This is a genomic window from Dickeya sp. NCPPB 3274 (genome assembly GCF_000406205.1).
GTDB lineage: Bacteria > Pseudomonadota > Gammaproteobacteria > Enterobacterales > Enterobacteriaceae > Dickeya > Dickeya fangzhongdai.
On sequence record NZ_CM001979.1, the window covers coordinates 2,822,384 to 2,849,247 of the forward strand.

General features: G+C 59.6%; 24 protein-coding genes. 11 read left to right on the forward strand and 13 right to left on the reverse strand.

Translation table 11 applies throughout. From position 1 onward, the window contains the following. Positions 1-266: 266 nt before the first annotated feature. Both zntB and DXX3274_RS12785 read right to left on the reverse strand, forming a co-directional pair. Positions 267-1,253 (reverse strand): zinc transporter ZntB, encoded by a 987-nt coding sequence (gene zntB / locus DXX3274_RS12780; RefSeq protein WP_042860080.1) that lies wholly within the window; start codon positions 1,251-1,253, stop codon positions 267-269. A 152-nt stretch (positions 1,254-1,405) separates the two neighbouring features. Then, complete coding sequence (locus DXX3274_RS12785; protein WP_042860081.1) at positions 1,406-3,037, reverse strand: ABC transporter substrate-binding protein; 1,632 nt, start codon at positions 3,035-3,037, stop codon at positions 1,406-1,408. 391 nt (positions 3,038-3,428) lie between these two features. Here DXX3274_RS12785 and mpaA point away from each other — a divergent pair, with 391 nt between their 5' ends. Both mpaA and tpx read left to right on the forward strand, forming a co-directional pair. Next, positions 3,429-4,163: a murein tripeptide amidase MpaA gene (mpaA, locus tag DXX3274_RS12790; protein WP_042862101.1), complete on the forward strand. Its 735-nt coding sequence runs from the start codon at positions 3,429-3,431 to the stop codon at positions 4,161-4,163. A gap of 55 nt (positions 4,164-4,218) precedes the next feature. Next, positions 4,219-4,722, forward strand: coding sequence for a thiol peroxidase (gene tpx / locus DXX3274_RS12795; protein WP_038668336.1), 504 nt, complete (start codon positions 4,219-4,221; stop codon positions 4,720-4,722). Positions 4,723-4,810: 88 nt separating this feature from the next. On the opposite strand, the gene DXX3274_RS12800 is transcribed toward tpx, so the two are convergent. Beyond that, entirely contained in the window at positions 4,811-6,223 is a 1,413-nt protein-coding gene (locus DXX3274_RS12800) for an MFS transporter (RefSeq protein ID WP_042860082.1), read from the reverse strand. A 134-nt stretch (positions 6,224-6,357) separates the two neighbouring features. On the opposite strand from DXX3274_RS12800, the gene DXX3274_RS12805 reads away from it, so the two are divergent. Then, the gene (locus tag DXX3274_RS12805; RefSeq protein WP_071603952.1) at positions 6,358-7,290 is read left to right on the forward strand and encodes a helix-turn-helix transcriptional regulator; all 933 of its coding nucleotides are present in this window, start codon (positions 6,358-6,360) and stop codon (positions 7,288-7,290) included. Between the two features lie 8 nt (positions 7,291-7,298). Here DXX3274_RS12805 and DXX3274_RS12810 read toward each other — a convergent pair whose 3' ends face one another. Next, positions 7,299-9,626: a penicillin acylase family protein gene (locus DXX3274_RS12810; protein ID WP_042860083.1), complete on the reverse strand. Its 2,328-nt coding sequence runs from the start codon at positions 9,624-9,626 to the stop codon at positions 7,299-7,301. A gap of 116 nt (positions 9,627-9,742) precedes the next feature. Between DXX3274_RS12810 and DXX3274_RS12815 the strand changes: the two genes are divergently transcribed. The 3 genes from DXX3274_RS12815 to DXX3274_RS12820 all read left to right on the forward strand — a co-directional run bounded on the left by DXX3274_RS12815 (position 9,743) and on the right by DXX3274_RS12820 (position 11,135). After that, positions 9,743-10,291, forward strand: coding sequence for a GNAT family N-acetyltransferase (locus DXX3274_RS12815; RefSeq protein WP_042860085.1), 549 nt, complete (start codon positions 9,743-9,745; stop codon positions 10,289-10,291). 105 nt (positions 10,292-10,396) lie between these two features. Next, positions 10,397-10,933, forward strand: a complete 537-nt coding sequence (locus tag DXX3274_RS23995; protein WP_193747095.1) for a hypothetical protein — start codon at positions 10,397-10,399, stop codon at positions 10,931-10,933. Then, positions 10,908-11,135, forward strand: coding sequence for a hypothetical protein (locus tag DXX3274_RS12820; RefSeq protein ID WP_238556040.1), 228 nt, complete (start codon positions 10,908-10,910; stop codon positions 11,133-11,135). The genes DXX3274_RS23995 and DXX3274_RS12820 overlap by 26 nt, the downstream gene beginning before the upstream one ends. Before the next feature lie 209 nt (positions 11,136-11,344). Here the strand turns inward: DXX3274_RS12820 and tyrR are convergent, their stop codons facing one another. The 5 genes from tyrR to DXX3274_RS12845 all read right to left on the reverse strand — a co-directional run bounded on the left by tyrR (position 11,345) and on the right by DXX3274_RS12845 (position 18,998). Then, complete coding sequence (tyrR, locus tag DXX3274_RS12825) at positions 11,345-12,910, reverse strand: transcriptional regulator TyrR (protein ID WP_042862103.1); 1,566 nt, start codon at positions 12,908-12,910, stop codon at positions 11,345-11,347. A 118-nt stretch (positions 12,911-13,028) separates the two neighbouring features. Next, positions 13,029-14,588 (reverse strand): M20/M25/M40 family metallo-hydrolase, encoded by a 1,560-nt coding sequence (locus tag DXX3274_RS12830; RefSeq protein ID WP_042862104.1) that lies wholly within the window; start codon positions 14,586-14,588, stop codon positions 13,029-13,031. Positions 14,589-14,847: 259 nt separating this feature from the next. Then, positions 14,848-16,188 (reverse strand): MFS transporter, encoded by a 1,341-nt coding sequence (locus DXX3274_RS12835; RefSeq protein ID WP_238556125.1) that lies wholly within the window; start codon positions 16,186-16,188, stop codon positions 14,848-14,850. Positions 16,189-16,530: 342 nt separating this feature from the next. Further along, on the reverse strand, positions 16,531-17,586 hold the full coding sequence (locus DXX3274_RS12840) for a YcjF family protein (RefSeq protein ID WP_042860088.1): 1,056 nt from the start codon (positions 17,584-17,586) through the stop codon (positions 16,531-16,533). Beyond that, on the reverse strand, positions 17,583-18,998 hold the full coding sequence (locus DXX3274_RS12845; RefSeq protein ID WP_042860089.1) for a YcjX family protein: 1,416 nt from the start codon (positions 18,996-18,998) through the stop codon (positions 17,583-17,585). Before DXX3274_RS12845 ends, DXX3274_RS12840 begins: the two co-directional genes overlap by 4 nt. Between DXX3274_RS12845 and DXX3274_RS24000 the strand changes: the two genes are divergently transcribed. Then, positions 18,997-19,149, forward strand: coding sequence for a hypothetical protein (locus DXX3274_RS24000; RefSeq protein ID WP_193747030.1), 153 nt, complete (start codon positions 18,997-18,999; stop codon positions 19,147-19,149). The two genes, DXX3274_RS12845 and DXX3274_RS24000, sit on opposite strands and share 2 nt — an antisense overlap. Here the strand turns inward: DXX3274_RS24000 and pspC are convergent, their stop codons facing one another. The 3 genes from pspC to pspA all read right to left on the reverse strand — a co-directional run bounded on the left by pspC (position 19,150) and on the right by pspA (position 20,468). After that, on the reverse strand, positions 19,150-19,509 hold the full coding sequence (gene pspC / locus DXX3274_RS12850) for an envelope stress response membrane protein PspC (protein ID WP_042860090.1): 360 nt from the start codon (positions 19,507-19,509) through the stop codon (positions 19,150-19,152). Beyond that, a complete protein-coding gene (gene pspB, locus DXX3274_RS12855) occupies positions 19,509-19,739 on the reverse strand; it encodes an envelope stress response membrane protein PspB (RefSeq protein ID WP_042860091.1) in 231 nt (76 codons plus the stop codon). The genes pspC and pspB overlap by 1 nt, the downstream gene beginning before the upstream one ends. Positions 19,740-19,802: 63 nt before the next feature. After that, entirely contained in the window at positions 19,803-20,468 is a 666-nt protein-coding gene (gene pspA / locus DXX3274_RS12860) for a phage shock protein PspA (RefSeq protein WP_042860092.1), read from the reverse strand. Between the two features lie 219 nt (positions 20,469-20,687). Between pspA and pspF the strand changes: the two genes are divergently transcribed. Further along, complete coding sequence (gene pspF / locus DXX3274_RS12865; RefSeq protein ID WP_042860093.1) at positions 20,688-21,683, forward strand: phage shock protein operon transcriptional activator; 996 nt, start codon at positions 20,688-20,690, stop codon at positions 21,681-21,683. A 161-nt stretch (positions 21,684-21,844) separates the two neighbouring features. Here pspF and zigA read toward each other — a convergent pair whose 3' ends face one another. After that, positions 21,845-23,035, reverse strand: a complete 1,191-nt coding sequence (gene zigA, locus DXX3274_RS12870; RefSeq protein ID WP_042860094.1) for a zinc metallochaperone GTPase ZigA — start codon at positions 23,033-23,035, stop codon at positions 21,845-21,847. Between the two features lie 264 nt (positions 23,036-23,299). Here zigA and sapA point away from each other — a divergent pair, with 264 nt between their 5' ends. From sapA to sapC, 3 genes are read left to right on the forward strand one after another with little or no spacing between them, the layout of a single operon-like run. Beyond that, positions 23,300-25,012, forward strand: a complete 1,713-nt coding sequence (sapA, locus tag DXX3274_RS12875) for an ABC transporter substrate-binding protein SapA (RefSeq protein ID WP_042860095.1) — start codon at positions 23,300-23,302, stop codon at positions 25,010-25,012. Further along, positions 25,009-25,974, forward strand: a complete 966-nt coding sequence (sapB, locus tag DXX3274_RS12880; RefSeq protein WP_042860096.1) for a putrescine export ABC transporter permease SapB — start codon at positions 25,009-25,011, stop codon at positions 25,972-25,974. Before sapA ends, sapB begins: the two co-directional genes overlap by 4 nt. Next, a complete protein-coding gene (gene sapC / locus DXX3274_RS12885) occupies positions 25,961-26,851 on the forward strand; it encodes a putrescine export ABC transporter permease SapC (protein ID WP_042860098.1) in 891 nt (296 codons plus the stop codon). The genes sapB and sapC overlap by 14 nt, the downstream gene beginning before the upstream one ends. The last annotated feature ends 13 nt before the right edge of the window (positions 26,852-26,864 follow it).

Genomic DNA, 26,864 nt, shown 5'->3' on the forward strand with positions numbered 1-26,864 from the left:
TCAAGAAGGCCGCCTGCTAAAATCGCGGGCAAAAAAAAGCCGACAAAACGTCGGCATGGTGTGAATTAATTGTGCTATGCAGTAATTCAAAAAAGGAAGTAAGACAATATGGAGCGCAACGCCCATCGCTTGACGTTGCATTCACCTGCGAGAGGGATAGTGCCGCAGACATAGACCAAAAATGTTGATATTGCTCAATATTAGCCATGGTTTTTATCACCGCCGGCGGTTGTGTGATATCCCACGCAATAATTTCGCCATGCGGCTCACAACCATTTACTGCGTTTTAACCACCAGGCAACGCCGCTGACCAACAACACCAACAACAGGCAGAATACGCCAAATCCGATGCCGCTGTTGGCGCCCGGAATCCCGCCCAGATTGACGCCAAACAACCCGGTCAAAAAAGTAGTAGGCAGGAAAACCATCGCCAACAGCGACATGGTATAAGTACGCCGGTTCATGGCGTCGGTCATCAGCGTGGTGATTTCATCAGCAATCACGGTCGTACGGGCGATACTGGCGTCCAGATCGTCCAGACCGCGACCAAGACGCTCGGCAATCTCCTGCATACGACGGCGGTCGTCATCCTGCATCCAGCCAAACTTCTCGCCGGACAAGCGCGAGAAAATATCACGCTGCGGCGTCATATAGCGACGTAACACAATCAGTTGTTTGCGAATCAGCGCCAGTTCGCCGCGCGGCGGAATGCGCTGTTCCAGCAACGCATCTTCCAGATCGATGATTTTTTCGTGCAGCTCATCAATGAACTCACTGGTGTGATCCGTTAACGCCTCGGCGATAGACACCATCCAGTCGCCGCTGTTGGCAGGACCGTTGCCCTCTTTCAGATCGCTCATCACCTCATCAATCGCCGCCACTTTACGGCGCCGGGTGGAAACAATCAGGCGGTCAGAGATAAACACCCGAATCGCTACCAGCTCATCCGGCCGGGCATTAGGGTTGTAATTGATACTGCGCAGGGTCACCAGCGTGCCTTCGCCAAGCCGTACTACGCGAGGACGGGCGCTCTCCCCCGCCAGCGCGTTACGTACGCTATCCGGCAACAGGGTGGTTTCATGCAGCCAGCGCACGCTGGCCGGTTGCGTCGAGTCAAGATGCAGCCAGGCAGGCAGCTCCGCCTCCTCGCCCAGAGCACTCTCCACCAGCGGCAGAATGCCTCCCCTGCCGTCCAGTTGACAAGTAAAGACGGCGCCGGTGTGTCGGATAGATTTACTTTCAGTCACTTCCACACGTTATCTCCCTCTATGCACACGGCTTCCATCTTACTGTCTGCATCAATGACTGCAATCGGAAAGGGATGCATCCTCCGCCACATGCACCGTGTCTGGGCGGAGTCGCGGGCGCAATATCGTGTGCAACAAACGGTATGAAGACCCGCCAGTCAGTGTTTCAAAATATAGAGCGTCTGGCTGTAGGCGACATCCTCAGGGTTAGTGATGGGGTACCCTTTCACCCAGGGTTTAATCAACCGCCCGTTGGTGTACTGGTAAATCGGCGCAATTGGCGCCTGCTCCGCCAAAATCTGCTCGGCGCGGTTGTAATCCTCGTTCAGTATCTTTCGGTCAGTCTGCCCGGCGGTATCCGCCATCAGTCGATCATAATCGGCGTTGTTGAAACGGGCGATATTGCCGCTATGACTGGCGGTCAGCAGCGACAGGAAGGTGGACGGCTCGTTGTAATCGCCGACCCAGGAGGCGCGTATAACATCAAAATTCCCCGTATTGCGGCTGTCGATGTAGGTTTTCCATTCCTGATTCACCAGTTTCACGTCTACGCCGAGCTTGGTTTTCCACATCGACGCGACGGCGATGGCGATCTTTTGATGCACTTCCTGCGTATTGTACAGCAGCGTCAGTTTCAGCGGTTTGGACGGGCCATAACCGGCCGCCGCCATCAGCGCTTTGGCCTGCATATCCAGTTCGGCCTGTGAATACTGCTGCAGTTGTCCCGGTTGCGGTTTGAACCCGGCGGTGACATCCGGCGTAAAGCGATAGGCCGGTTTCTCGCCGGTTCCCAACACTTTCCCGGCGATAATCTTACGGTCGATGGCATAAGACAGTGCCTTGCGCACCCGCGCATCGTTGGTCGGCGCGCGCTGCGTGTTGAACGCATAGTAGTAAGTGCCGAGCTGGTCCGGGGTGAAGACCTGCCCCGGCAGGTCCTTCAGCAGTTTCTGGTATTGATTCTTGGGAAACGACTCGGTGATGTCGATATCGCCGGCCTGATAGCGCTTGGTGGCGTTGGACTCCTGATTGATCGGCACAAAGGTGACCTGCGTCAGCCGGGTATTGGCGTGATCCCAGTAGTGGTTATTCGGCACCAGCACCAGTTTTTCATTGACCACCCGGTCTTTGAGCACGAAAGCGCCGTTACCCACCAGATTGCCCGGTTTGATCCACTCGTTGCCGTATTTTTCCACCGTGGCCTGATGCACCGGGTAAAGGCTGAAATTGGCCATCAGGCTGATGAAATAAGGCACCGGCTTACTCAGTTGCACCTTTAACGTGTGAGCGTCAACCGCAATGACGCCCAGCTTGTCGGCGGGCAACTTGCCGGACAGGATATCATCAGCATTGACGATCCCCGCCAGCCGGATAAACCAGCTAAACGGCGAGGTATTTTGCGGCGTCGCCAGTCGCCGCCAGCTGTAGACAAAGTCTTTGGCGGTTACCGGATCGCCGTTCGACCATCGCGCATCAGGGCGCAGAGTAAAAATGAAGGTGCGGTTATCGTTAGTCTGCCAGCGCTGGGCGACGCCGGGAATCGGATTACCCTGCGCGTCCTGATTCACCAGCCCTTCGAACAGGTCGCGAATCACCTGAATCTCCGGCAAACCAACCGCTTTAATCGGGTCCAGCGAAGCCGGTTCATCCTTGATATGACGGACGATCTCCTGCCGGTCCGCCAGAACGGCGCCGGGAGGAACCTGCGCCGCGCCCGCCGGGTTTATCAAGGCTGTCATCAGAACGGCGGAAACCACGCCCACGGAAACTGCGGAATAACGAAATTGCATGTTGTGTCCTTAAACCAAAAAGGCCCTGTCTTCGCCAGCCCACCACATCGCGCCGACGCGGTGGGAGGGATTCAGGAACGACCGGGAGTCATCTCTGCGCCTGGAAGGCGGTACGCGATCATCACCGGTCCAAAAAAGAATCCGTCTATACCCGACATACTTCAAGTTGCAGGCGCGTAAGCTGCCCGGCGCCCCAGAGCATTTAGGGCATATCTACTGAAAAAATCGTTATCAGGCTGGAAGTTATCATAGTCTCAAACCTGCCCTTCCAGCCAGTGGCGCGGTACCGGTTTGCGGAGCGTCCCGCGATTTCAGGCATGCTCCCACGGCCAGCATGGATTTTTTGTTATCATCAGGCAAAACACCGCCGACTATTATTCAGGATGCCGCCATGACAGACGCCGAGTTTCTTCATCGCCCCCGTACCGAACGCGGATTCTTTGCTGCGCCGGGCCGGGAATATGGCCGTTCACGACTGGGGGCGCCGCTACTGTGGTTCCCGGCGGAAGTGGAAGGGAAACACAGCGGGTTGATCCTCGCCGGAACGCACGGCGACGAAACCGCATCGGTGGTGGCGCTCTCCTGCGCGTTGCGTACGCTACCGCCGGGCAGCAGTCGGGCTCATCATGTGGTGCTGGCGGTCAACCCGGATGGCTGTCAGTTGGGCCTGCGCGCCAATGCCGGCGGCGTCGACCTCAACCGTAATTTCCCGGCGGCCAACTGGCAGCCGGATGGCACCCTCTATCGCTGGAGCGAAGACACCCCGGTGCGCGACGTACAGCTCTCCACCGGCGATAGCCCCGGCTCCGAGCCGGAAACCCAGGCGTTGTGCCGCCTGATCGACCAGTTGGCGCCGCCGTGGGTGGTGTCCTTTCATGAACCGCTGGCCTGCATCGACGACCCCCAGCGTTCCGAGCTGGGCGGCTGGCTGGCGCGTGAATTCGCGCTGCCGCTGGTCGACAGCGTGGGATACCCAACGCCGGGTTCGTTTGGCAGTTGGTGTGCCGAGCGCCGCCTGCATTGCATCACCGCCGAGTTGCCGGTGATTGCCGCCGACAGCGCCAATCACCGCTATCTGACCGCCCTGACCCGGCTGCTGACCCATAATTTTTTATACCAATGTTGATCATGTTGCCCTACACTGATCGACATGTTAACCACCTGTAATGAAGGACGTAAGCATGTCAACAAATGTACATTTCCAGGGTAACCCGGTGCCGGTAGCAGGATCTTTCCCGGCGGCCGGCGGCAAAGCACCGGCGTTTTCACTGGTTGCCAAAGACCTCTCTGACGTGGCGCTGAGCCACTACGCAGGCAAGCGCAAAGTCCTGAACATTTTCCCGAGCATCGATACCGGCGTATGCGCCGCCTCCGTGCGTAAATTCAATCAGCTGGCATCCAGCCTGGACAATACCGTTGTACTTTGCATCTCCGCCGACCTGCCGTTCGCCCAGTCCCGCTTCTGCGGCGCCGAAGGCCTGAACAATGTGGTGGTGCTGTCCACCCTGCGCGGCGCCGAATTCAAAGAAAACTACGGTGTGGCGATTGCCGAAGGCGCGTTGAAAGGCCTGACTGCCCGCGCCGTCGTGGTGCTGGACGAAAACGACAACGTGCTGCACAGCGAACTGGTGAACGAAATCACCACCGAACCGGACTACGACGCAGCTATCGCCGTACTGAAATAAGTTCGGTCCCCAATATCCGCGTTAACCATGCCAGTCGACCGACTGGCATTTTTTTATTCAAACCACCTTGCTGTCGCTATTGTCTCCATCAGGCCGTTGGTCGCGGGTGCGCCAGCGTCAACCGGTTACGCAACGCGCACAACACCAATACCAGCATCAGTCCCCATTCCGCCATCAGCGTGGCAATCAGCGCACTGGCAAAATTCCCGCCGCTGGCATGCAGCACCTGCACCAGTACCGTACCCAGCACAATGGGACCCAGCCCCAGCGACGCCTGTTGCATGGTGGAAAGCAGCGCGCTGCCCGCACCGGCCTGATGTGTCTGCACATCAGACAGCCCGATGCGATAAAAGCTGCTGACGATAAACGCCTGACCAAAGCCAATCATCATGGTCGCGGGCAGCAATTGCAGCACCGACACCGGCCAGCGCCACGCCAGCGACGCCATCAGCAGTGCCAGTCCGCTCATCTGGATGGCGCATCCGGTCAGCAACGCCCCTATATTGCCAATGCGGGTGGTGAGACGGCCGCTGAACAGCGACGCAACAAAATAGGACAGCCCCAGTCCGATAAAACTGTTGCCCGACTGCAGCGGGGTAAAACCGGCGCCGGATTGCAGGGTGTAGGCAACGGCAAACATAAAGCCGCTCCAGCTGGAGAAAAACAGCAGCGCCAGCAATAAGCCGAAGCGGATCCCCGGTAGCCGAAACAGTGCGGGCGGCAGCAACGGTGCCGACTGACGACGCTCCACCCGCCACAGCAGCGCAAACCACACCAGACTGCTCAGCAGCACTGCAACGCAGGACCACGGCCAGTGCCAGATTGGCCCCAACGCCAGCGGGAACAGCAGGCTAGCCAGCATTAGCGACAGCAGCACCGTACCGGGCATATCCAGCGCCACCGGTTTTTCGCCGCGGGTATCCGGCAGACGCGCCGGCGCCAACAGCAACACCAGCAGGCAGACCGGCAGATTGACCAGAAACACGCTGCGCCAGCCATAACCGGCGATGTCCAACTGAATCAGAAAGCCGCCCAGCACCTGTCCGACCACAAAGGCCAGCCCGCCGATAGCGCTATAAAAACCCAGCGCCCGGGCATGCTCACGCCCGCGCAGGCAGACGTGAATGGTCGCCAGAATCTGCGGCACCACCAGCGCAGCGCCAATCCCCTGCAAGGCTCGGGCCGCCAGCAGCACCCATACCGCTTGAGCGATGCCGCACAGCAGCGAAGCCACGCCGAACAGCGCCACACCGGCAATGAACACCCGGCAGCGTCCCAGGTTATCGCCCAGCCGGCCGCCCATCGCCAGCGATACGGCAAACGCCACGCCATAAACCGACACCACCAGCTCCAGTTCAGCCGGGCTGGCGGAAAGTGAGTGGGCGATCGCTTCCAGCGCCACGTTAACGATCGAAAAATCGATCATCGGCAACAGCTGGCCGGTCAACAACACCATCAGGCCGATGCCGGTGAGCCCCTGTGAAAGTGAAACCTGTTTCATCGATGTACCCATTGTGCTAATTCTGTGAGGCAGTTAGCATTATCGATAATTTAAACGGGTACCAGTTCCTGTTTATCCTGGTATAAAAACTACCTGTCTGTAATGATTCACCGCGTTATCCGGAGGCTCGCGCTATGGTCATGCCGATACCCACCCCACAGGCCGACACCCGTGTTACACCGTTGCAACCGGATAACCGCAAACGGCTGGGCGCGTTTTTGCGCGCCCGGCGTGAAAGCCTCGATCCGCTGCGTCTGGGCCTGTCGCTGCCCCGTAAACGGCGTACGCCGGGGCTACGCCGCGAAGATGTGGCGCTGCTGGCGGACGTGGGCATTACCTGGTACACCTGGCTGGAGCAAGGGCGGGAAATCCGCGCCTCCGCCAAAACGCTGACCGCCATTGCCAAAGCCCTGCAGTTCAACGAAGCGGAAACCCGGCATCTGTTTATGCTGGCGGGGCTGCCGTTCTCCCCGGCCGCCCAGGCCAGTTGCGAGAAAATCAGCGCCGATAGCCAGCGTATCCTCGATCAGCTCAACCCGTTTCCGGCGGTGATCGTCAACGCCCGCTTTACCATCCTGGGATTTAACCTCGCCTGGTGTCGGTTACTGGATATCGACCTGCACCAGATGGCGCCGGAAGATCGCAACTGCATCTGGCTGGCGCTCACCCACCCGAACTGGCGGGAACGGCTGGTGGACCAGCACGAGCTGTTACCCAATCTGGTGGCGATGTTTCGGGCGCAGATGACGGAACACGCGGGCGAACCGCTGTGGGAAGCGCAATTGCAGCGCTACCTGAGCGCATCTGAAGAGTTTCGCCAGTTGTGGTACCAGCGCTACGAGATTCAAGGCGTGGATGACAAGATCAAACGCTTTCGTCATCCGACGCTGGGCATTTTCACCCTGCGTCAGATCAACTGGTGGAGCGCATCCCGCAACGGTGACCGGATGCTGGTTTACATGCCCGCCAGTGAGCAGGACCATGCGCGGCTGGCGCAACTCGCGCAGTTACCGCCGCCCGGCGAACAGCCTCAGACAAGCCAGAGTGCGCCCCGCGATGTATCATAACCATGCCCTTATGGCTGGGTGGCGGCAGGTTTTAGTTCCAGCCGGCTGGAACCGACGCCCGGCAGCAGCGGCGTCGGCGCTTCGCTCATCCAGCGGCGATACCCATCCAGCCACCAGCGACTGAGCGGATTACCGCTCTGCCCGCCCGGCAGGCTTAGGGTCGCGTTGGCTTCATCGCCCGGCGAAATCACCAGCCGTTCCGAAGCGCCGAACGTTGGGCGATTAACATGCGGTACATGATTGTCCCCGGAGAGCGGTTCCGCCGGTACCCGCAGCAGATGGCCCAGCAGCGGCAGCGACGAGGCCAGCGGGTGAGCGATGCGGCTCTGGTTAACGTCCCCCCATTTACGGCTGCCCTCCCCGTTCTCCCGCCATACCGTCGCCAGCTGTTGCAACGAGAACTGGCACCAGTCTTTAGCGGGCGCGGGCACCCACTGGCGTGCTTCATCATGCATCAGTTGTTGCACCGTCGCATCCCAGCGTGGATTAGCGGCACGGTAGCTGGCCTCCGGCCACGCCTGCGCCAGTTGCTGATCCAGCGTGCCGAACAACCGCTGATAAAGCGTCTCGCGCCAGCGGCTCAGCAGCAGATAAGCCGTTGAGTCGGCCGCCGCCTGCCCGTTCCATTGTTGTAATAACAGGTTGATTGTCGACTGATCCGCGATAACGTCCGGGGCGGAGGCATTCAGGCAATCGAGCAGTTGGTCGCGCCAGCTCGCCGCCAGCAGCGCACGGTTGTCCAGTTGGATACGGTGCATCGCGGCGATATCCGGCTGCCTGACTTCGCCCAGCGCCTGATGAATCGCCGATGCGCGTATACCAGGGTCGGCGCCGCCATCCCCGACGATGTCCCCTTGTTCATCAAACAACAAGCGGTTGTTGGCGGTCACAATCACCCCTTGCGGCGGGTCGACCAGTAGAGGATGGGATGCGGGCGGCAGCGCCGTGTCACGCCAGCGCGCCAGTAAGATGTTCGTCAGCGGAAAACTGTTCTGTACGCCGGGCATCAGCCGGTCCGGCAGCGCTCCGGCCAGCGTCCAGCCGATGTGCCCGTGACGGTCGGCCACCAGCAGATTTTGCACCGGCAGGCCGGCTCGTTGTCCGGTAGCCAGCGCCTCCGGCACCGTGCGGGTTTCCGCCAATGCCATCAGCGACAGATCCAGCGAACCCGGCAACTGCAACACCCAGTGCATCGCCATGCGCCCTTGCCCGGTCTCGACAATCGGTCCCCAGTCGCTGGTTTGCACCGTCATTGACTGCGACTCGCCGTGACTGACCGCCAGCGTTTCCTGCACCAGATGTGGATTGCCCTCGGTGCTATTCAGCTTCACCCAGTCGAAGGTATCGGCGTAACTATTGGTAAAACCCCAGGCGATATGCTCATTGCTGCCGCTGACGATGGCGGGCGCGCCGGGCAGAGAAAGCCCGGTCAGGCGCAGCGTCCCGTCTTCAGTCGGATAGATAAGCTGTGCGCGATACCACACCGTTGGCAAACGCAACCCGAGATGCATGTCGTTCGCCAGTATCGCCCGTTCCGGCGTACGCACCAGCCAGCCATTGCTGCCTTTGGCTTGTTCGCCGCCGCCGGGCGCAAACGCCGCACCGTTCTGCTGCCCCCACCACTCAGGCGGCGCGGCAGGCAACGTCGGCGCCGGCGGCAATTGCCCCACCAACGGCGCATCCCACACGCTGGCGTCCGGCAACAGAAAGTCGGCCTGCTCCGGCGTGCTCTGGCTGGCAATCCAGCCGCGGGCGTATTCGCGGCCGAACTGATTATCCTGCAGATCAAAATACATCGCGGCAATCGTCAGCAGGGTGTCTTCCGGCAGCCAGACTTGCGGTTCAACACGCAGCAGCCAGTATTCGAACGGCCGGGTTTTCAGGCTATGCAACCCGGCATTCACGCCGTCGGCATAGCTACGCAGGATCTGCTGCTGGTCGACGGGCAGTTGTTGCCAGCGTTCGGAAACCTGTCGGCGCAGCAAAAATAACCGGCGCTGGCGGTCCAGCGGCAACGCTGCCGCGCCGACTAACGCCGCCAGTTCCCCTGACGCGCTGCGCCGGAGCAAATCCATCTGGAAGAAGCGATCCTGCGCATGGACAAAACCCAGCGCGAACGCGGCGGACAGGCGGTCGCCAGCCCGGATGATCGGCACCCCGGCATCGTCTCGCTCCACCGTCACCGGCGTATGTAGCCCCGGCACGCCCAGCTCGCCATCCAACTGGGGCAAACTCTGGCGCAACAACATCCACACGGCGATGGCGATCGCCGCCGCCAGCACGGCGCACAGCGCCAGCCCGCCAACCGTTATCCGTAGCCAGTTGTTCAAACGCACTACCCCGTCCTCCCTCGTTATTCAGGCGAGCCATCATGACAATAGCGTGAGGCGGAAAACTGTTGCATTATCATTTGTATCATCCTGTATCTACCATTGTCGCTTTTGGAGGAGATATGTTTCCGTTGCTGACCGCCCGTCTGTGCCTGCGCCCGTTTGTCCCCTCCGATGCCGCCGCGCTGCTCGACGCCATACATGAGTCGCAGGAAACCGTAGGGCGTTGGCTGCCCTGGTGCATGTCAGATTACGATCTGCCGATGGCGCAGGACTGGATAGCCTGTTGCGAACAGCAACGCCACGAGGGTGAGGCGTTTGATCTGGCTATCACCGACCGTACCGCCGGGCGCCTGCTCGGCACCATCGCCATCAACAACATCAGTAAAGCCTATCGCCTCGGCAATGTCGGCTACTGGGTACGCCAGTCGGCGCAGGGGCAAGGATTAATCCCCGAAGCGGTGCGGGAAATCGTGCCGTTCGGTTTCGGCACGCTGGGGTTGACCCGGCTGGAAATCGTCGCGGCGGAAGAAAACCACGCCAGCCGCCGGGTGGCGGAAAAAGTGGGCGCGCATTTCGAAGGGTTGCTGCGCAACCGGATTATTATTCGCGACCAGCCGGTAACAGCGGCCTTGTATTCGCTGATTCCGGGGGATGTGCTGGTTCATTGATAGCAGTCTGAGCACGTTTATTGCGCTATTGTCATAAACAAGAAATTGTGTTTCATACCCGCATTTGCTTGAATGGACGCTCGTTTTTCCAGATATGGACTATCCGTGAATAACCCGATTCAATGGACTGAACCCTTCTCCGATCATTTCGGCAATGGGATGGTTTACAGACAATTTGCTGTGGGAAGTACACTATACGCTGTTGGTTTTGAGCAAATAATGACAATGGATGATCTTACTCGGAAGGGGGTAAACATTCGAACCGCTCATCCAGCCTTCCGCTTCCCCGCAAGCGGGGTATGGGGTGTTATTTTTGACGAAATTAACCCGGCTGAGATGGACTTCAAGGGGTTCCAGCACGTGCAGCATCCAGGGCTTTCCAGTGGCCAGGTACTCTGGAGCGTTGCAAGTATAATTTATGACCATTATACTGTTTGTAACGCAGGTGCTTACGTATTCTCAGCAGCAGATGATCACCAGCATTTGCGCACAACCGACCTGACAGATATCTACTGCAAAGTACTCGGCCTCAACGGAAAGCGGAAGAGTCGGTTGTTTGAAGATGGATTTCCTGGATGGAATGCCTATTGTGATGTACCAACAGGAGGAAGAGGTTATGTCGTCACGACTCAAAGTTATTAATGCTTATTCTACCTCTGCCGAGCATCTTACCCTTGCAATGGGTGAAAGACTTCAAAAAGCTGCTGGTCAGGATTTGAAGAATAAGCTGGAATCAGGTGATATCAAGCTGGTTAACGGCAAATACATAGGCGAAAGTTTGAAAGTTGACCGCCTGTCCGCGTTGAAACGAAGATTGCGTAAAGCATATGTCTCTGCTCAATGAAAAAGGCCCGTTCGCTGGGCCTTTTCTCTTTTTATAGTTTGCTTGCCTAACAGAGCCGCGCAGAGCTTCACCAGCTTGATGGCATTTTTGCAGGATGAGCAATTATCGTTTCCCTCCTCATACCACTTCCAGCCCAAATATTAACTAATACAGTAGTAAAAAGCGGATAGCACAGCCATCCGCTTTTTACTTTCATCGGGCCACCGGAATTACTCGTCCTCGTCCCCACCCTTGCGGCTGCTCAGGCCATATTCCCGCAATTTATTGGCGATGGCGGTATGAGACACGCCGAGCCGTTTAGCCAGTTTACGGGTGCTGGGGTAGGTCTGATAAAGTCGGGTTAATACTGAGCGTTCAAACCGTTTGCTGATGTCATCCAGCGACCCTTCCAGCAAATCGTCGTTGTGGACGATTTCCGGCTGGAAGGCAGGCAGGTCGATATCGCGCAGGCGCAGTTCGTCCCCTTCCAGTTGCGCCAGCGCCCGATAGATGGTGTTTTTCAACTGACGCACGTTGCCCGGCCAGCCATACTGGGGCAACAGGTTACGCACTTCCTGCGCGATGAGCGGACGCGCGATCCCCTGCTCATCGGCAAAACGGGCCACGAACAGCTCTACCAGCGGCATTACATCCGCCGGGCACTCACGCAGCGGCGGCAGTTGCAACGTCAGCACGTTCAGGCGGTAATAGAGATCTTCCCGAAACAGACCACGCTGCACCAGATCCTGCATGTTTTTCTGCGTGGCGCAGATCACGCGCACATCCACATGCACCTCGTGTTCTTCACCCACCCGGCGGAACGTGCCATCATTGAGAAAACGCAACAGTTTGGTCTGCATCTGCGGCGACATTTCGCCGACTTCGTCCAGCAACACCGAACCGCCGTTAGCCTGCTCGAAAAAGCCCTTCTTGCCTTCCAGCGCGTTGGGATAGGCGCCCGGCGCGTGGCCGTAAAGCTCGCTTTCCATCACGTCATCCGGCAGTGCGGCGCAGTTGAGCGCCAGAAACGGCTGCTTGCCGCGGCGGCTGCGCAAGTGACAGGCGCGGGCCAGCATGTCCTTGCCGGTGCCGGTTTCCCCCACCAGCAGCAATGGCGCATCCAGCATCGCCAGCTTGCGCGCCTGCTCCACCACCTGACGCATACGCGGGCTGACCGCCACGATATGGTCGAATTCCCGTTCGTCGTTGACTGGCGTGTCCTGCAACTGACGGCCCATGCGCGCTGCCGACTTCAATGTCACCAGCGCCCCGGCGACGGTAGATTTGCCTTTATCGTCTTCCAGATGAACCGGCGTCACTTCCTGCAGAAAATCCTGCCCGCGGATCACCACACGGGTGGTTTCCGGCTGGCCGCCCTGCTCCTGCCAGCGGGAAAAATGGTAATCATTCAGCAACTGGCTAACGTTAAGGGCGCGGGCTTTTTCCTGCGTCAGCTCAAACAGGCTGAGCGCGGCGGCGTTGACCAATTCCACTTTGCCTTTGAGATCGAACGACAACACCGGCTCCGGCATCGATTCCAGCAGCGCGTTCAGCGCCCGATGCTCTCGCTCGGACGGCATAAACGCCACGGTGCGTACATCGCTGACGCCCGGAATGCGGCGAATCTCCGTCATCAGCTCACGGAACGCATCAAAACCGAGGGTGGTAAAATTGAGGTAGATCCGACCCGTCGGATCAATTTCGATACCGCGCAGGTCGATATGTCGCAGCACCAGCAGATCGAGCAGCTCACGAGTCAGACCAATTCGGTCTTCACAAAATACTTCCAGACGCATCAATAAAACCTTCTTCATCAGGTGCGGCAGGGACGAGAGCTGCATCATACCCTTTCACCGCCACCGGATGAAGTGGGGTGTCAGCAAAAGTTGACACCCCGGCAACTGAAAAGCGGATTTACTTGGTTTTTTCCTCTTCCGGGAGCGGCGTGGTCATCATCGACACCATGATGCGGATACCGTCGATGTAGTTGCCGATGCGCATGTTCTCGTCGCTGCTGTAGGCGTTATTGTCCGCATTCACCAGCGATACCACGGCAAAGGCGCTTTTCAGCGCGGCCAGCGCACCGTTGATCGGCGGCGACACCCCCAGCATGCGGTTCTTTTCCGGATCGCCTTTAAGCGGCGCTTTCACACCGGCCTGCGCCCATTTCGCCAACGGCGACGCCAGTTGCGTACGCACGGCAAACGAACTGCCGGACGACGTCATCATGCTCATCGAAATCAGTTTGGGGTTGTGATTACGCTCCTGCAGCGAGGGCGAGTCGGAACGCACGATATAGAAGCCGTTGGCGGTTACATACTTTTTCAGCAGGTCATACAGGTAATCGGGCGAGGTTTCCGGCACCGTACGAATGTTGATGCTGGCGGTCGCGGTCGACGGAATGGCGTAGATGGCTTTGCGACCGGTATCGCCCGCCTTCAGGCCGATGACGTCCAGCGACGGGTACTGCACCGCTTCCACCGGGTTAGGCGCCATTTTTTCCAGTTGGGTCACCCCATAACGGCTTTCGATGGTGCCCGGCTGCGGCGCCTGCGCGGCCAGCTGTTTGCGTTCGTCATCGGAGATTTTGACCCGGTCATAGAACCCCGGCAACGTCACCCGACCGTTGGCGTCTTTGATCCCGGCCAGCAGGCTCGCCAGCTGTTGTACCGGGTTGACGATCACATTGCCGAACGCGCCGCTGTGGGCCGCCGGATCGGGACCGAACACCGTCATGTCCACCTGTATCGACCCGCGATAGCCAAACGTGAGCACCGGCATATTATTGGTGTTCACCGCGCCGTTAAAAATCACCACGCCGTCATTTTTCAGCCGGGCGGCGTTCTGATTGACCACCGCGGCCAGGTGCGGCGAACCGCGCTCCTCTTCCGAATCGAGCAGCACCTTGATATTCACCGTGGTAGCGGTATTGGCGCTTTTCAGCGCATCCACCGCGGTCAGGAACAGGGAAATGACCCCTTTGCCGTCCGAGGCCGAACGCCCGAACACCCGCCATTCCGGATCCAGCCCCGGCTGCATCAGCCGTTCGTTGGGTTGCGGCACCCAGATACCGCGTGAATCCTTGATTTTCAGCGTCGGTTTCCACGGGTCGGTGCTCCACTCGGACGCGCTGGCCGACTGACCATCAAAGTGCATCAGGAACAGCACGGTCGGGCGGTTGGGTTGCATCGGCCCCAACTCGGCATACAGCATCGGGTGCGCGCCATTGGCCAGTTGCTGGGTGGTAAATCCCCGCTTCTGAAAAGCCTTGTCCAGCCAGTTGAGGTTGCGCTGAATATCCGCCGCCACGTCGGTGTCGTTGCTGAGCGTCAAGCCGTCGAGGTATTCAGGAAAGCTGGCCTGAGCGAAGCGCTGGGCGTCAGTCGGCGTCATGATCCACTGCGCCTGAGCGGAACCTGTCGTCAACAGCGCGCCGAGCGCGCCAGCCAACAGGAGTTTGTTGCCACGAAGCATCATAAGTATCCTTCCAGCCAGAGGAAAAAAAGAACATCCATCATCTGGTTATCGGCAGTATCGGTCATCGCCTGAGCGTTCTGGTCGCGATTCACCTACCGGGTTATCCCTGCCTGGGTTTATCCCTGCTTAGGTTTACCCCTGCTTATAGATAAGCATGCTTCGTGGCTGCGGAATGCGGGCTATATCAAAACCCCCGCTGTTTTTAGGCGGCAACCCGTTCATTTTATGGCTGCAGGAACAGCATTCTCCCCCGATATCAGATATTTTCCAGCCGGACGCCGCGGGTCCGCGGGCCGAATACGCCGACCGTTACCACCACGGTCAGCATACTGATGATGATAAACGCCAGCACGCCGCTGGTGTCGTAATGTTGCAGAATCAAACCGATGACGATGCTGCTGAGCGCCGTGGACAGACGGCTGAAGGAGTAACAGAAACCAACGCCGCGGGCGCGGATCGCCGTGGGGAAAACCTCGGTCTGGTACGCGTGATAGCTGATGGTCAGCCAGGCGTTGGAATAGGTGATCAGAAAGCCACAGACAATCAACCACAGCGGTTGCGTCTGAAAGGCAAACAACGTGCCGAACACCACCGTCATCAGCGACGACAACACGATTTGCCACTTGTTTTCGAGTTTGCCGGCGTACCAACTGCACAGCAGCGACCCCAGCGGATAGGCCAGCGTAATGAAAAACGCGTACAGCAGGCTGTGGGTCACGGTCGCGCCCCGTCCCGCCAGCAGCGCCGGTAGCCAGTTGCCAAAACCGAAGAACCCGATAGCCTGAAAGATATTCATAACCATCAGCATCAGGGTGCGGCGGCGGTAGCGCACTGACCAGATATCAAGAAATCGACCGCGTGACGGCAGCGTAATCTTCGTCTGCGGCTCCAACGCCTTACCCGGCGCTACGCCACAACGGCGCTCCATCTCGGTCATCACCTTTTCCGCTTCCCGGTAGCGTCCGCGCGATGCCAGCCAACGCGCCGACTCCACCAGATTACGGCGCAACAGCCACACCGCCAGCGAGCACACCGCGCCGATGATCACCACATAACGCCAGCCGGATAGCCCCCAGAACGTCTGCGGCACCAGCCACCAGGACATCAGCGCCACCGTCGGCACCGACAGAAACTGCATGAAGAACGCCAGCGCAAACGCCTGACTACGCAAGTGGGTCGGTGCCCATTCGGACAGGTAGGTATCGATAGTCACCAGCTCTACCCCCAGACCAATCCCCACCAGAAAGCGGCAGAGGATCACCCATTCCGCCTGCGTCTGGAACGCCATCAACAGCGAGAACGCGCCATACCACGCCAGCGCAAACATGAAAGCGGCGCGCCGCCCGAGTCGATCCGCCTGCGGCGCCAGCAGGCTGGCGCCGATGAACAGGCCGAAAAAGGTGGCGGATGCAAACGTAGCCTGATCCGACACGCCGAACAATCCCTCCTTTCCGCTGTGGAAGATCTTCTCCCCAATCAGCCCGGTGCTGATGTAAGCCGTCTGAAACAGGTCGTAAAGTTCAAAGAAGCCGCCCAGCGACAGCAGAATGATGAAACGCCACAACCCCCACGATGAGGGTAAGGCATCAATACGCATCGCCAGCGAATGAAGAGGAAGAGGATGATTGACGGCATAAACCGCCGACGCGTTGCGCGCACTGAAAGTAGAGTCCATGGTATTGCCCCTGATTGATGGTCGGTTGTCGTTGGTCAACGTTCTGGCAAACCATAGCGGCAATAATTATCATTTGTTATTGTTTGTCGATAACATTATTTGCAGGATATGAAAGTGCAACCGGGCGGCAATACCCTGAATCGGGGCTTTATGAATGTTATCCAGATGTTATCGCCATCCGCAGCGTGATGGCGAACGATGGGCGATATGACTGGTTACATAACGCACAACCTGTGGAGGTGCTTTTATGCCATACGCCGGGCATTACTCCCCGGACGATGACGGCGTTTTCACCCGAATCCGGCCAATCAGCTCACGCCGGAAATCCCCCAGCCGGGGTTTGTCATCCAGCCACGGTAGCGGTCGACACAGCTCCATCGCGCGAATACCCAGCCGCGCGGTCAGTAGACCAGCGCCCAGCCCTTGCGCCGCGCGCGCCGACAGCCGCGCCGCCAAATCCTGAGACATCCAGTCCATCCCGATTTCCCGCACCAGCTCGCTGGCGCCGGCAAACGCTACATTCAGCAACACCAGCCGGAACAGGCGAATACGGCTGAAATAGCCCAGCTCGATGCCGTACAACCGCGCAATGCGATTGACCAGCCGCAGATTGCGCCAGGCGATGAACGCCATGTCCACCAGCGCCAGCGGGCTGACGGCAATCATCAGCGCCGACTCGGCGGCGGAGCGGCTGATCTCGCGGCGCGCCCGGGCGTCCAGCACCGGTTGCACCAAATGAGCATACAACTCGGTAACTTCACGATCGTTGTGAGTATCGTGCAGCGACGCCTGCCAGCGTTGCAGCGCCGGATGTCCGACATCCAGCCCGGCCTGACGGGCCAGATTCTCACAGAAGGCGCGGGCGCTGCCCGTGCCGTGACTGTTGAGCAAGTCCCGCGCCCGATCGCGTGTTTCCGCCCGCTGGCGCAACCGATAAAACCGGCGCCACTCGACCGCCAGCGCCCCGACGCCGGCGCCGACAATCAGGGTGCCCGCCGCCACGCCGCCGAGCGCAATCCAGTCCTGGCCGATCCAGGCCTGATACAGCGAACGCCCGCCCTGCGCCAGCGCGCTAAGGCCGAACAGCGCCACGCCCAGCCCCAGCATCCTCCGCCACAGGCTCCGGCGCGGGCGCAACGCGTCGCTGACCACCTGCTCGGCGCTCTCGCCGTCATCCGGCTCATCGTCGTCGGCCGTTGCCGCCGGAATAAAACGTTGCGCCTCGCCGTCGGCAAAGGCGACCGACGGCCGCAGCGGCGCGGCGGCTGGCTCCACCGGGGTATTGTCGAAGGTGATGCGGGGTTTCAACGGTTCATTCATCGCAATTTGTCTCCCAGTAAAAACTCCATCACCGTATCCAGGCGGATATGCGGCAACGGCGCGTCCGTTTGCATTTCCAGCGGACGAAACGGTTCAAAGTGGAATCCCTGTTCGCGCCAGAAGGACGGATCCGGCAGCCGCGACGGTACATCGCCGGGATACACGGTGACCGGCTCGCCGTCCGCCAGCCGGTTGCCGCGCAAAGCCGGCAACGACTGCCCCTGATGCGACACCACGCCGCTTTGCGTCGCCTGTACCGAGGCAATCCCCGCACAGTCGATCTCAATCCCCTCGAACGCCGCATTACGCCAGGCTTCCTGCACCAGTTGCTGTAACAACGACACCAGATTGGCGTGCTGATCGGCGGTGATATGGTCGGACTGGCTGGCGGCGAACATCAGCCGGTCGATGCAGGGCGAAAACAGCCGACGCAATAACGTGCGCTTGCCGTAGTGAAAACTTTGCATCAGTTGGGTCAGCGCCAGTCGCATATCGTTAAACGACTGTACACCGTGGTTGAGCGGTTGCAGGCAGTCCACCAGCACGATTTGCCGGTCGAAGCGCACAAAGTGCTGGCGGTAGAACTCGCGCACCACATGCTGGCAATAGTAATCAAACCGCTGACGCAGCATACCGATCAGGGTGTGATCGCCGGCCTGCGCCAGCGCGGCGTCCAGCCGGTCGTCAGGCCACGGCCAGGGAAAGAACTGCAATACCGGCGCGCCGGCCAGATCGCCCGGCAGCACAAAGCGCCCCGGTTGAATGAAATGCAGACCTTCCTGTTTGCAACGCAGCAGGTAGTCGGTGTATGCCTGGGCGATCGCCGCCAGCCGGTTTTCATCCGCCGGCGCCAGCGGGTCAAGTCCTTCGCACATCGCCAGCCAGGGTTGCGCCCAACCGAGCCGGTCGCCCTGCAACATCGTAGCCATCTGGCGCGACCAGTCGGCGTAACTCTGCTCCAGCAGCGGCAGATCCAGCAGCCATTCGCCGGGATAATCGACGATTTCCAGATAGAGCGTGGCGGTATCGCGGAAGTGACGCAGCAGGCTGTCGCGGGAACGGTAACGCAACGCCAGCCTGATTTCGCTGACGCCGCGGGTCGGCGTCGGCCAGGCGGGCGGCACGCCGTACAACGACGCCATGCCTTCGTCATACGCAAAGCGGGGAATGCCCAGATCCCGCTGTGGAATACGCCTGGCGCCCAGCAGCCGGTTTTCGCGCGCTACCGAAAACAGCGGCAGCCGCGCGCCGTGCTGAGCGTTGAGCAATTGATTGACCAGCGACGTAATAAACGCCGTTTTGCCGCTGCGGCTCAGGCCGGTGACCGCCAGCCGCAGATGGCGGTCGGCGCTGCGATTGACCAGCGCGTTGAATTCGTTCTGTAACCGGTTGAAAGGAAGGGAATAAGCCATGACGCTCCTGTTTATTGTCCTGCCAGACGATAACCGCATTATGGTGCGACCGCCGAACAAAAAAAACGAAAAACAACAACATGATGTACGGGATTCGATGGGTGCCGAACCCCGCAGAAGAGATCAGGCCAGCCGTCAGCCGGCGTGGTGATTATAGCTGACGGAACTTACTGCGCAGGCCGTACGTGTCCGATGTGATATAGCGTTCAATGTTACGCAACCGCTGCTCGCTGGCGCTCAGTATCGCATCCGCCTGGTCCAGCAGCGCATTCGGCGAAACGCCGGCGTCGGCGGGCTGGTATACCTCCGGCGGCGCCGGGTCCAGCACGAAGCTGAGAATAATGTAGGCCACCACGGTAATCAGAAACAGTCCGAAGAAAATCGACAGCACGGCGATAAGGCGCACCAGCTTTACCGGCACATCAAAATAACGCGCCAGCCCGGCGCACACGCCTTTGATCATTCCCTCTTCCGGCAAACGATAAAGTTTTCGCTCAAAACGGGTGTTCATCAGGATTGCCTCCAGTTGGGATGCTCCGCATCCAGAATCTGTTCCAGCGCGTCAATCCGCTCGCGCATACGCTGTGCGTCTTCCGTTAATCGGGCCAGCCGCTGCTGTTCAGCCGGATCCCATTGCGGCGCACGGTTGCGGCGCTGGCTGTAGTGCAGCCACAGCCACAGCGGCGCCACAAACAGCAGAAACACCGTCAGCGGAATCATTGTCATTACCAGAGCACCCATTTTTTCTCCTTAATTATTATGGTAATGCGGCAAGGCTGCCGCCGCAGCGGCAGCCGGTGGCGATTACTCCGCCGGTTTTACTTTGGCTTTCAGCGCCGCCAGTTGCGCATCGATCTCATCGCTGGCCTTCAAATCGGCAAACTGCTGATCCAGCGATTTCTGTTTGCCCAGCCCCACGCTTTCCGCTTCGGCTTCCAGCGTATCGATACGGCGTTCGAACTGCTCAAAGCGAGCCATCGCTTCATCCAGTTTACCGCTATCGAGCTGGCGGCGAATATCGCGGGATGAGCTGGCGGCCTGATGGCGCAGCGTCAGCGCCTGCTGGCGGGCGCGGGTTTCGGTCAGCTTATTCTCTAGCTCGCCGATTTCCCGTTTCAGGCGTTCCAGCGTTTCGTCCACTGCCGCCGCTTCCTGCTCCAGCACCGACACCAGTTCCGTTAGCTTCTGTTTTTCCACCAGCGCGGCGCGCGCCAGTTCCTCACGCTCGCGGCGCAGCGCCAGTTCCGCTTTTTCCTGCCACTCGTCCTGCTGACCACGAGCCTGCTCGATGCGGCGGGCCAGCTGTTTCTTTTCCGCCAGCGCCCGGGCGGAGGTGGAACGCACTTCAACCAGCGTATCTTCCATTTCCTGAATCATCAGCCGCACCAGCTTCTGCGGGTCCTCGGCCTTATCCAGCAAGGCATTGATATTGGCGTTCACGATGTCGGCAAAACGGGAAAAAATACCCATACTCTACTCCTCAGTGATTTCCGGCGTCTGCGACGCCCGGTTCGTTATCTCCATCAGCCGTTGCCTGATGACACACTGACATAATCAAATGCCGTGCCAACTTTTTCTTATCGAATAATTCATTGATAAATAACGCATTAACGACCAGCGTATACAGCGTGCGCTATCTTTGCTATGGTCAAATTAACCAACAAGTGGTGAAAAATACAAGGTGATGTCATGGCGCATGAGCAAGAGTCGTTACTGGGCGAGGCCAACAGTTTTCTGGAAGTGCTGGAGCAGGTGTCGCAACTGGCGCAGCTCAGCAAACCGGTGCTGGTGATTGGCGAACGGGGAACCGGTAAGGAGCTGATCGCCAGCCGCCTGCATTACCTGTCGCCTCGCTGGCAGGGGCCGTTCATTTCGCTCAACTGCGCGGCGCTGAACGAAAACCTGCTGGATTCCGAACTGTTCGGCCATGAAGCCGGCGCCTTTACCGGCGCGCAAAAGCGCCATCTGGGCCGTTTTGAGCGCGCCGACGGCGGTACGCTGTTTCTGGATGAACTGGCCACCGCGCCGATGCTGGTGCAGGAAAAGCTGTTGCGGGTGATCGAATACGGCGTGCTGGAGCGCGTGGGCGGCGGACAGTCGCTGCAGGTGGACGTGCGGCTGGTGTGCGCCACCAACGAAGACCTGCCCGCGCTGGCCGCACAGGGGAAATTCCGCGCCGACCTGCTGGACCGGCTGGCGTTCGACGTGGTTCATCTGCCGCCGCTGCGCCAGCGCCAGCAGGACATCATGCTGCTGGCGCAGCATTTCGCGGTGCAGATGTGCCGGGAACTGGGGCTGCCGCTGTTTCCGGGTTTCAGCCCGCAGGCGGAGCGCACGCTGCTGGATTACGCCTGGCCGGGCAACATCCGCGAGCTGAAAAATGTGGTGGAACGCTCGCTGTACCGGCACGGCGACAGCCGCGATCCGGTGGATCGCATCATCCTCAATCCGTTCAAGCCGCTGGCGGCATTCATGCCCGTAGAGGAAACCGCCGCCGCATCGGCGTCGCTCCCCACGCTGCCGCTGGACCTGCGCGGCTGGCAGCACGATCAGGAACGGCAACTGGTGCAGCAGGCGCTGGCCCAGGCTCGCTTTAACCAGCGCAAGGCGGCCGAACTTTTGGGTGTGACCTACCACCAGTTTCGCGGCTTGTTGAAGAAACATGCCATCAATGACAGTGAATGACATGGAAAGGCTATTTTCTACACACCACCTGCAACAGAAGGATCGCTTTGCCTATTGGCGGGAAGTGACGTCTTCGGTGTTTGGCCCCACCTGCAACCAGCAGTTGACCAACGCGGGTGTTGACGGTCGGCTCGGCGTCAAACCGTTGGGCGGCGCGACGGTTACCACGCCTCAAACGGATCGTCTAATTCCAGCCAGCTGTCTACGCCGTCCAGCAATTCATCATCCGTTAGCAGACAGCTATCCAACTGCGCGGTGATCCACGCCTGATCCAGATGTTGACCGATAAACACCATCTCCTGACGCATATCGCCAAACGGTTCCTGCCACTTATTCCTGATAGCCGCCCGCGTTTCTTCATCCTGCGGCCAGCGCTCCGGCGGAATCGCCTTCCAGAACATGCCCGCCAGTCCGTAGCGCAAGATGCCCCCGGCCTGATGCCAGGAACCGGCCTGAAACGGGCGGGTCGCCAGCCAAAAGAACCCTTTGGAACGTAGCAGGCGGCCCGGCCCCCATTCATCCTTGCTCAGGAAGTCATGGAAACGTTGCGGGTGAAACGGCCGCCGCGCCTGATACACAAAGTTGCCGATGCCGTAATGTTCGGTTTCCGGCGTATGGGTGCCGCGCAACTCCTGCAACCAGCCCGGCGCCATAGCCGCGGTTTGCATATCGAAACGCCCGGTATTGAGCACTTCGTCCAGCGGCACCTGACCGTGCGCGATCGGCAGAATACGCGCCGACGGATTCAGGGTGTGCAGAATCGCCACCACTTCATCACGCTGGCTATCGGTCATTTCATCGGTTTTGCTCACCAGCAGTACATCGCAGAATTCAATCTGTTCTATCAGCAGGTCGGTCACGCTGCGGATATCATCCTCGCCGAGGCTCTGCCCCACCGATTGCAGACTTTCCGCCGCCTGATACTGCGACAGGAAACCGGCGCCATCCACCACCGTCACCATCGTATCCAGCCGGGCGAAATCCGACAGGCACTGCCCCTGCTCGTCTTCAAAGGTAAACGTCTCCGCCACCGGCAACGGTTCGGAAATGCCGCTGGACTCGATCAGCAGATAATCGTAACGGCCGGTGCGGGCCAGTTCGCGCACCGCCACCAGCAAATCTTCCCGCAGGGTGCAGCAAATGCAGCCGTTGCTCATCGACACCAGTTTTTCCTGGCGGTGATCGAGCGTCACCTCCTGGCTGACCAAATCGGCATCGATATTCACTTCGCTCATGTCATTGACGATCACCGCCACCCGACGCCCCTGGCGATTATTCAGAATATGATTCAGCACCGTGGTCTTGCCGGCGCCAAGAAAGCCGGACAATACCGTGACGGGTAAAGGTTGCATACACGTGCTCCTGCTCAGAAAAGATTGATCTACGGCCCGAAACGGGATAACCGCTACTCGGGCACGCATATTATCATAATTGATATGTTATAACATAACATATCTCATTCAAGACTCCGACGACGCTCTGTGCGAATAGCTGTCGAATCCTGCTGACAACCTCATCAGTTTGCTGAAAAAACCGGCAGATAAACGTAAGAAATTGGGTGGAATGGCAGAGTGCGGTACACTCTGTATATTGCCGATTGCCTGAAAAAACACCGAATGTCCGGAAAACACACTCTCGCACTGGCGCTGGCCTGGCTGGCGCTGCCGGTTCTGGCACAGACGCCGCCCGCCGCTCCGACGCCGGCGCAAGACATCCGCCACAGCGGTTTTGTTTATTGCGTCAATGACGTGCTCAGCACGTTCAACCCCCAGATGGCCCGCAGCGGGCTGATGGTGGACACGCTGGCCGCCCAGCTCTACGACCGTCTGCTGGGCGTCGATCCGTACACCTACCGGCTGATGCCGGAACTGGCGCAGCACTGGGACGTCACCGACAATGGCTCCACTTACCGCTTCACCCTGCGCCGCGATGTACCGTTCCAGCGCACCAGTTGGTTTACCCCCAGCCGCACGATGAACGCCGACGACGTGCTGTTTAGCTTCCAGCGCATGCTGGACAAAAAGCACCCGTTCCACGACGTCAACGGCGGCGACTACCCCTATTTCGACAGTCTGCAACTGGCGGACAACGTGCAGAGCATCCGCAAGCTGGGCGATTACAGCATCGAGATCCGCCTGCACAGCCCCGATGCCTCGTTCCTGTGGCATCTGGCTACCCACTATGCGCCCATCCTGTCGGCGGAGTACGCCCAACAGCTGACCAGGCTGGACCGGCGTGAACTGCTTGACCGCCAGCCGGTGGGCACCGGTCCTTACCGGCTGGATGAGTACCGTTACGGGCAGTACGTGCGGCTAAAACGCAACGACGATTACTGGCGCGGTCTGCCGCGGATGGAACAAGTGCTGGTCGACCTCGGCTCCGGCGGCACCGGCCGCCTGTCCAAACTGTTGACCGGCGAGTGCGACGTGCTGGCCTACCCGGCCGCCAGCCAGCTGACCATTCTGCGCAACGACCCGCGCCTGCGGCTGTCGCTGCGACCGGGGATGAACGTCGCTTATCTGGCGTTCAACGTGCGTAAACCGCCGCTGGACGATTCCCGCGTGCGTCACGCCATCGCGCTGGCGATCAACAACGACCGCCTGATGCAGTCGATCTACTACGGCACCGCGGAAACCGCCGCCTCGATCCTGCCGCGCGCCTCCTGGGCTTACGATAACGAAGCGCAGGTCACCGAATACAATCCGGAGAAATCGCGCCAGCAGTTGAAAGAACTGGGGATCGCCAACCTGCAACTGCAACTGTGGGTGCCGAGCGCCTCGCAGTCCTACAACCCCAGTCCGGTGAAAACCGCCGAACTGATTCAGGCCGATCTGGCGCAGGTGGGAATCCGGGTGACCATCATTCCGGTGGAAGGGCGTTTTCAGGAAGCGCGCCTGATGGAGATGAACCACGACCTGACGCTGGCGGGCTGGGCCACCGACAGCAACGACCCGGACAGTGTATTCCGGCCGCTGCTGAGCTGCGCCGCCATCCGCTCCCAGACCAATTACGCCCACTGGTGCGACCCCGGTTTTGATCAGGTGCTGCAGGACGCGCTCTCTTCCCAGCAACTATCCCGGCGCATGGAGTACTATCGGGTGGCGCACCATATTCTGGCCGAACAGTTGCCGGTGCTGCCGCTGGCGTCGTCGTTGCGGATGCAGGCCTATCGTTACGACATGAAAGGACTGGTGCTCAGCCCGTTCGGCAACGCCTCTTTCGCCGGCGTCTACCGCGATGACGGCAGTGAGGAAAAGAATGAGGAAAAACCGGATGGCTCCGCCGTGGATCCCTCCTCCAGCGCGCCGATCCAGGGAGAACAACCGTGATTATCTTTACGCTTCGTCGCCTGTTGTTGTTGCTGGTCACGCTATTTCTGCTGTCGCTGATCGGCTTCAGCCTGATGTATTACACCCCGCATGCGCCGCTCAACGGCGCGGCGCTGCTCGACGCCTACCGCTTTTATTTCGCCAGCCTGTTGCAGGGGGATTTCGGCGTCTCCAGCACCAACGGACAGCCGATTAGCGAACAGCTGCGCGATGTGCTGCCCGCTACCATCGAGCTCTGTCTGCTGGCGTTTTCGCTGTCGCTGCTGGTGGGGATTCCGCTTGGCATCACCACCGGCGTACTCCAGCACAAGGCCGCCGATCGGATTATCAGCGCGCTGGCGTTGCTGGGCTTTTCGCTGCCGGTGTTCTGGCTGGCGTTGCTGATGACGTTGTTCTTTTCGCTGCATCTGGGTTGGCTGCCGGTGTCCGGTCGTTTCGACCTGCTCTACCCGGTGCCGCAGGTGACCGGCTTCGCGCTGATCGACGCCTGGCTGTCCGATTCGCCCTACCGGAAAGAGATGATCGCCAGCGCCATACAACACCTGATTTTGCCGGTGCTGGTGCTGTCGGTCGGCCCCACCACCGAAGTCATCCGACTGATGCGCATCAGCACCACCGACGTCGGCACCCAGAATTACATCAAGGCGGCGGTTATCCGCGGACTGCCGCGCTCCACCGTGATCCGCCGCCACCTGCTGCACAATGCGCTGCCGCCGATCATTCCGCAACTGGGCTTGCAATTCTCCACCATGCTGACGCTGGAGATGATCACCGAAGTGGTCTTTAACTGGCCGGGCATCGGCCGCTGGCTGGTCAATGCCATCCGCCAGCAGGACTTTGCGGCGATCTCCGCCGGGGTGATGGTGGTCGGCGCGCTGGTGATCACCATCAACGTGCTGTCCGATATCTGGGGCGCCATGACAAACCCGCTGAAACATAAGGAATGGTATGCACTCCGATAACATCTACGGCGAGAAAGAGCTTCCCAGCCGCTGGCGCGACACCTGGAACGTGTTCCGCCAGGACCGGATGGCGATGGTCGGTTTCTACGGGTTTCTGTTGCTGCTGGGGCTGTGCCTGTTCGGCGATACGCTGGCGCCCTACGCGCTGGATCAACAGTTTCTCGGTTACCAGTTGCTGCCGCCTTCCTGGTCGCGCTATGGCGAAGTGTCGTTTTTTCTCGGCACCGACGATCTGGGGCGCGACCTGCTGAGCCGACTGTTGAGCGGCACGGCGCCGACCTTTGGTTCGGCATTGCTGGTCACGCTGGCCGCTATGCTGGCCGGCATTCTGATCGGCCTGCTGGCCGGGGTGACCCACGGCCTGCGTTCCGCGGTGCTGAACCACATTCTCGACCCGCTGTTGTCGATTCCTTCGCTGCTGCTGGCGATGATAGTGATCGCCTTTATCGGCCCGCAGTTAACGCACGCCATGCTGGCGGTGTGGATGGCGCTGCTGCCGCGCATGGTGCGCACGATTTATACCGCGGTGCATGACGAACTGGAAAAAGAGTATGTGACCGCCGCCCGGCTGGACGGCGCCTCCACGCGCTACATTATCTGGTATGCGGTGCTGCCCAATATCCTGCCGCTGCTGGTCAGCGAAGTGACCCGCGCGCTTTCCATCGCCATTCTGGATATCGCCGCGCTCGGATTTCTCAATCTGGGCGCACAGTTACCCACCACCGAATGGGGTGTGCTGCTGGGTAATTCGCTGGAACTGGTCTACGCCGCGCCCTGGACGGTGATGCTGCCCGGCGCGGCCATCACGCTCAGCGTGCTGATCGTCAACCTGCTGGGGGATGGCATTCGCCGCGCCCTGCTTGCTCAAACCGAATAGTGACGGAACAACA

Excerpts from the sequence above, each read along its gene's own strand:
- DXX3274_RS12785 (WP_042860081.1), bottom strand. The coding sequence starts at position 3,037 with ATGCAATTTCGTTATTCCGCAGTTTCCGTGGGCGTGGTTTCCGCCGTT.
- mpaA (WP_042862101.1), top strand. The coding sequence starts at position 3,429 with ATGACAGACGCCGAGTTTCTTCATCGCCCCCGTACCGAACGCGGATTC.
- tpx (WP_038668336.1), top strand. The coding sequence starts at position 4,219 with ATGTCAACAAATGTACATTTCCAGGGTAACCCGGTGCCGGTAGCAGGA.
- DXX3274_RS12800 (WP_042860082.1), bottom strand. The coding sequence starts at position 6,223 with ATGAAACAGGTTTCACTTTCACAGGGGCTCACCGGCATCGGCCTGATG.
- DXX3274_RS12805 (WP_071603952.1), top strand. The coding sequence starts at position 6,358 with ATGGTCATGCCGATACCCACCCCACAGGCCGACACCCGTGTTACACCG.
- DXX3274_RS12815 (WP_042860085.1), top strand. The coding sequence starts at position 9,743 with ATGTTTCCGTTGCTGACCGCCCGTCTGTGCCTGCGCCCGTTTGTCCCC.
- DXX3274_RS12820 (WP_238556040.1), top strand. The coding sequence starts at position 10,908 with ATGTCGTCACGACTCAAAGTTATTAATGCTTATTCTACCTCTGCCGAG.
- tyrR (WP_042862103.1), bottom strand. The coding sequence starts at position 12,910 with ATGCGTCTGGAAGTATTTTGTGAAGACCGAATTGGTCTGACTCGTGAG.
- DXX3274_RS12830 (WP_042862104.1), bottom strand. The coding sequence starts at position 14,588 with ATGCTTCGTGGCAACAAACTCCTGTTGGCTGGCGCGCTCGGCGCGCTG.
- DXX3274_RS12835 (WP_238556125.1), bottom strand. The coding sequence starts at position 16,188 with ATGCGTATTGATGCCTTACCCTCATCGTGGGGGTTGTGGCGTTTCATC.
- DXX3274_RS12840 (WP_042860088.1), bottom strand. The coding sequence starts at position 17,586 with ATGAATGAACCGTTGAAACCCCGCATCACCTTCGACAATACCCCGGTG.
- DXX3274_RS24000 (WP_193747030.1), top strand. The coding sequence starts at position 18,997 with ATGACGCTCCTGTTTATTGTCCTGCCAGACGATAACCGCATTATGGTG.
- DXX3274_RS12845 (WP_042860089.1), bottom strand. The coding sequence starts at position 18,998 with ATGGCTTATTCCCTTCCTTTCAACCGGTTACAGAACGAATTCAACGCG.
- pspC (WP_042860090.1), bottom strand. The coding sequence starts at position 19,509 with ATGAACACCCGTTTTGAGCGAAAACTTTATCGTTTGCCGGAAGAGGGA.
- pspB (WP_042860091.1), bottom strand. The coding sequence starts at position 19,739 with ATGGGTGCTCTGGTAATGACAATGATTCCGCTGACGGTGTTTCTGCTG.
- pspA (WP_042860092.1), bottom strand. The coding sequence starts at position 20,468 with ATGGGTATTTTTTCCCGTTTTGCCGACATCGTGAACGCCAATATCAAT.
- pspF (WP_042860093.1), top strand. The coding sequence starts at position 20,688 with ATGGCGCATGAGCAAGAGTCGTTACTGGGCGAGGCCAACAGTTTTCTG.
- zigA (WP_042860094.1), bottom strand. The coding sequence starts at position 23,035 with ATGCAACCTTTACCCGTCACGGTATTGTCCGGCTTTCTTGGCGCCGGC.
- sapA (WP_042860095.1), top strand. The coding sequence starts at position 23,300 with ATGTCCGGAAAACACACTCTCGCACTGGCGCTGGCCTGGCTGGCGCTG.
- sapC (WP_042860098.1), top strand. The coding sequence starts at position 25,961 with ATGCACTCCGATAACATCTACGGCGAGAAAGAGCTTCCCAGCCGCTGG.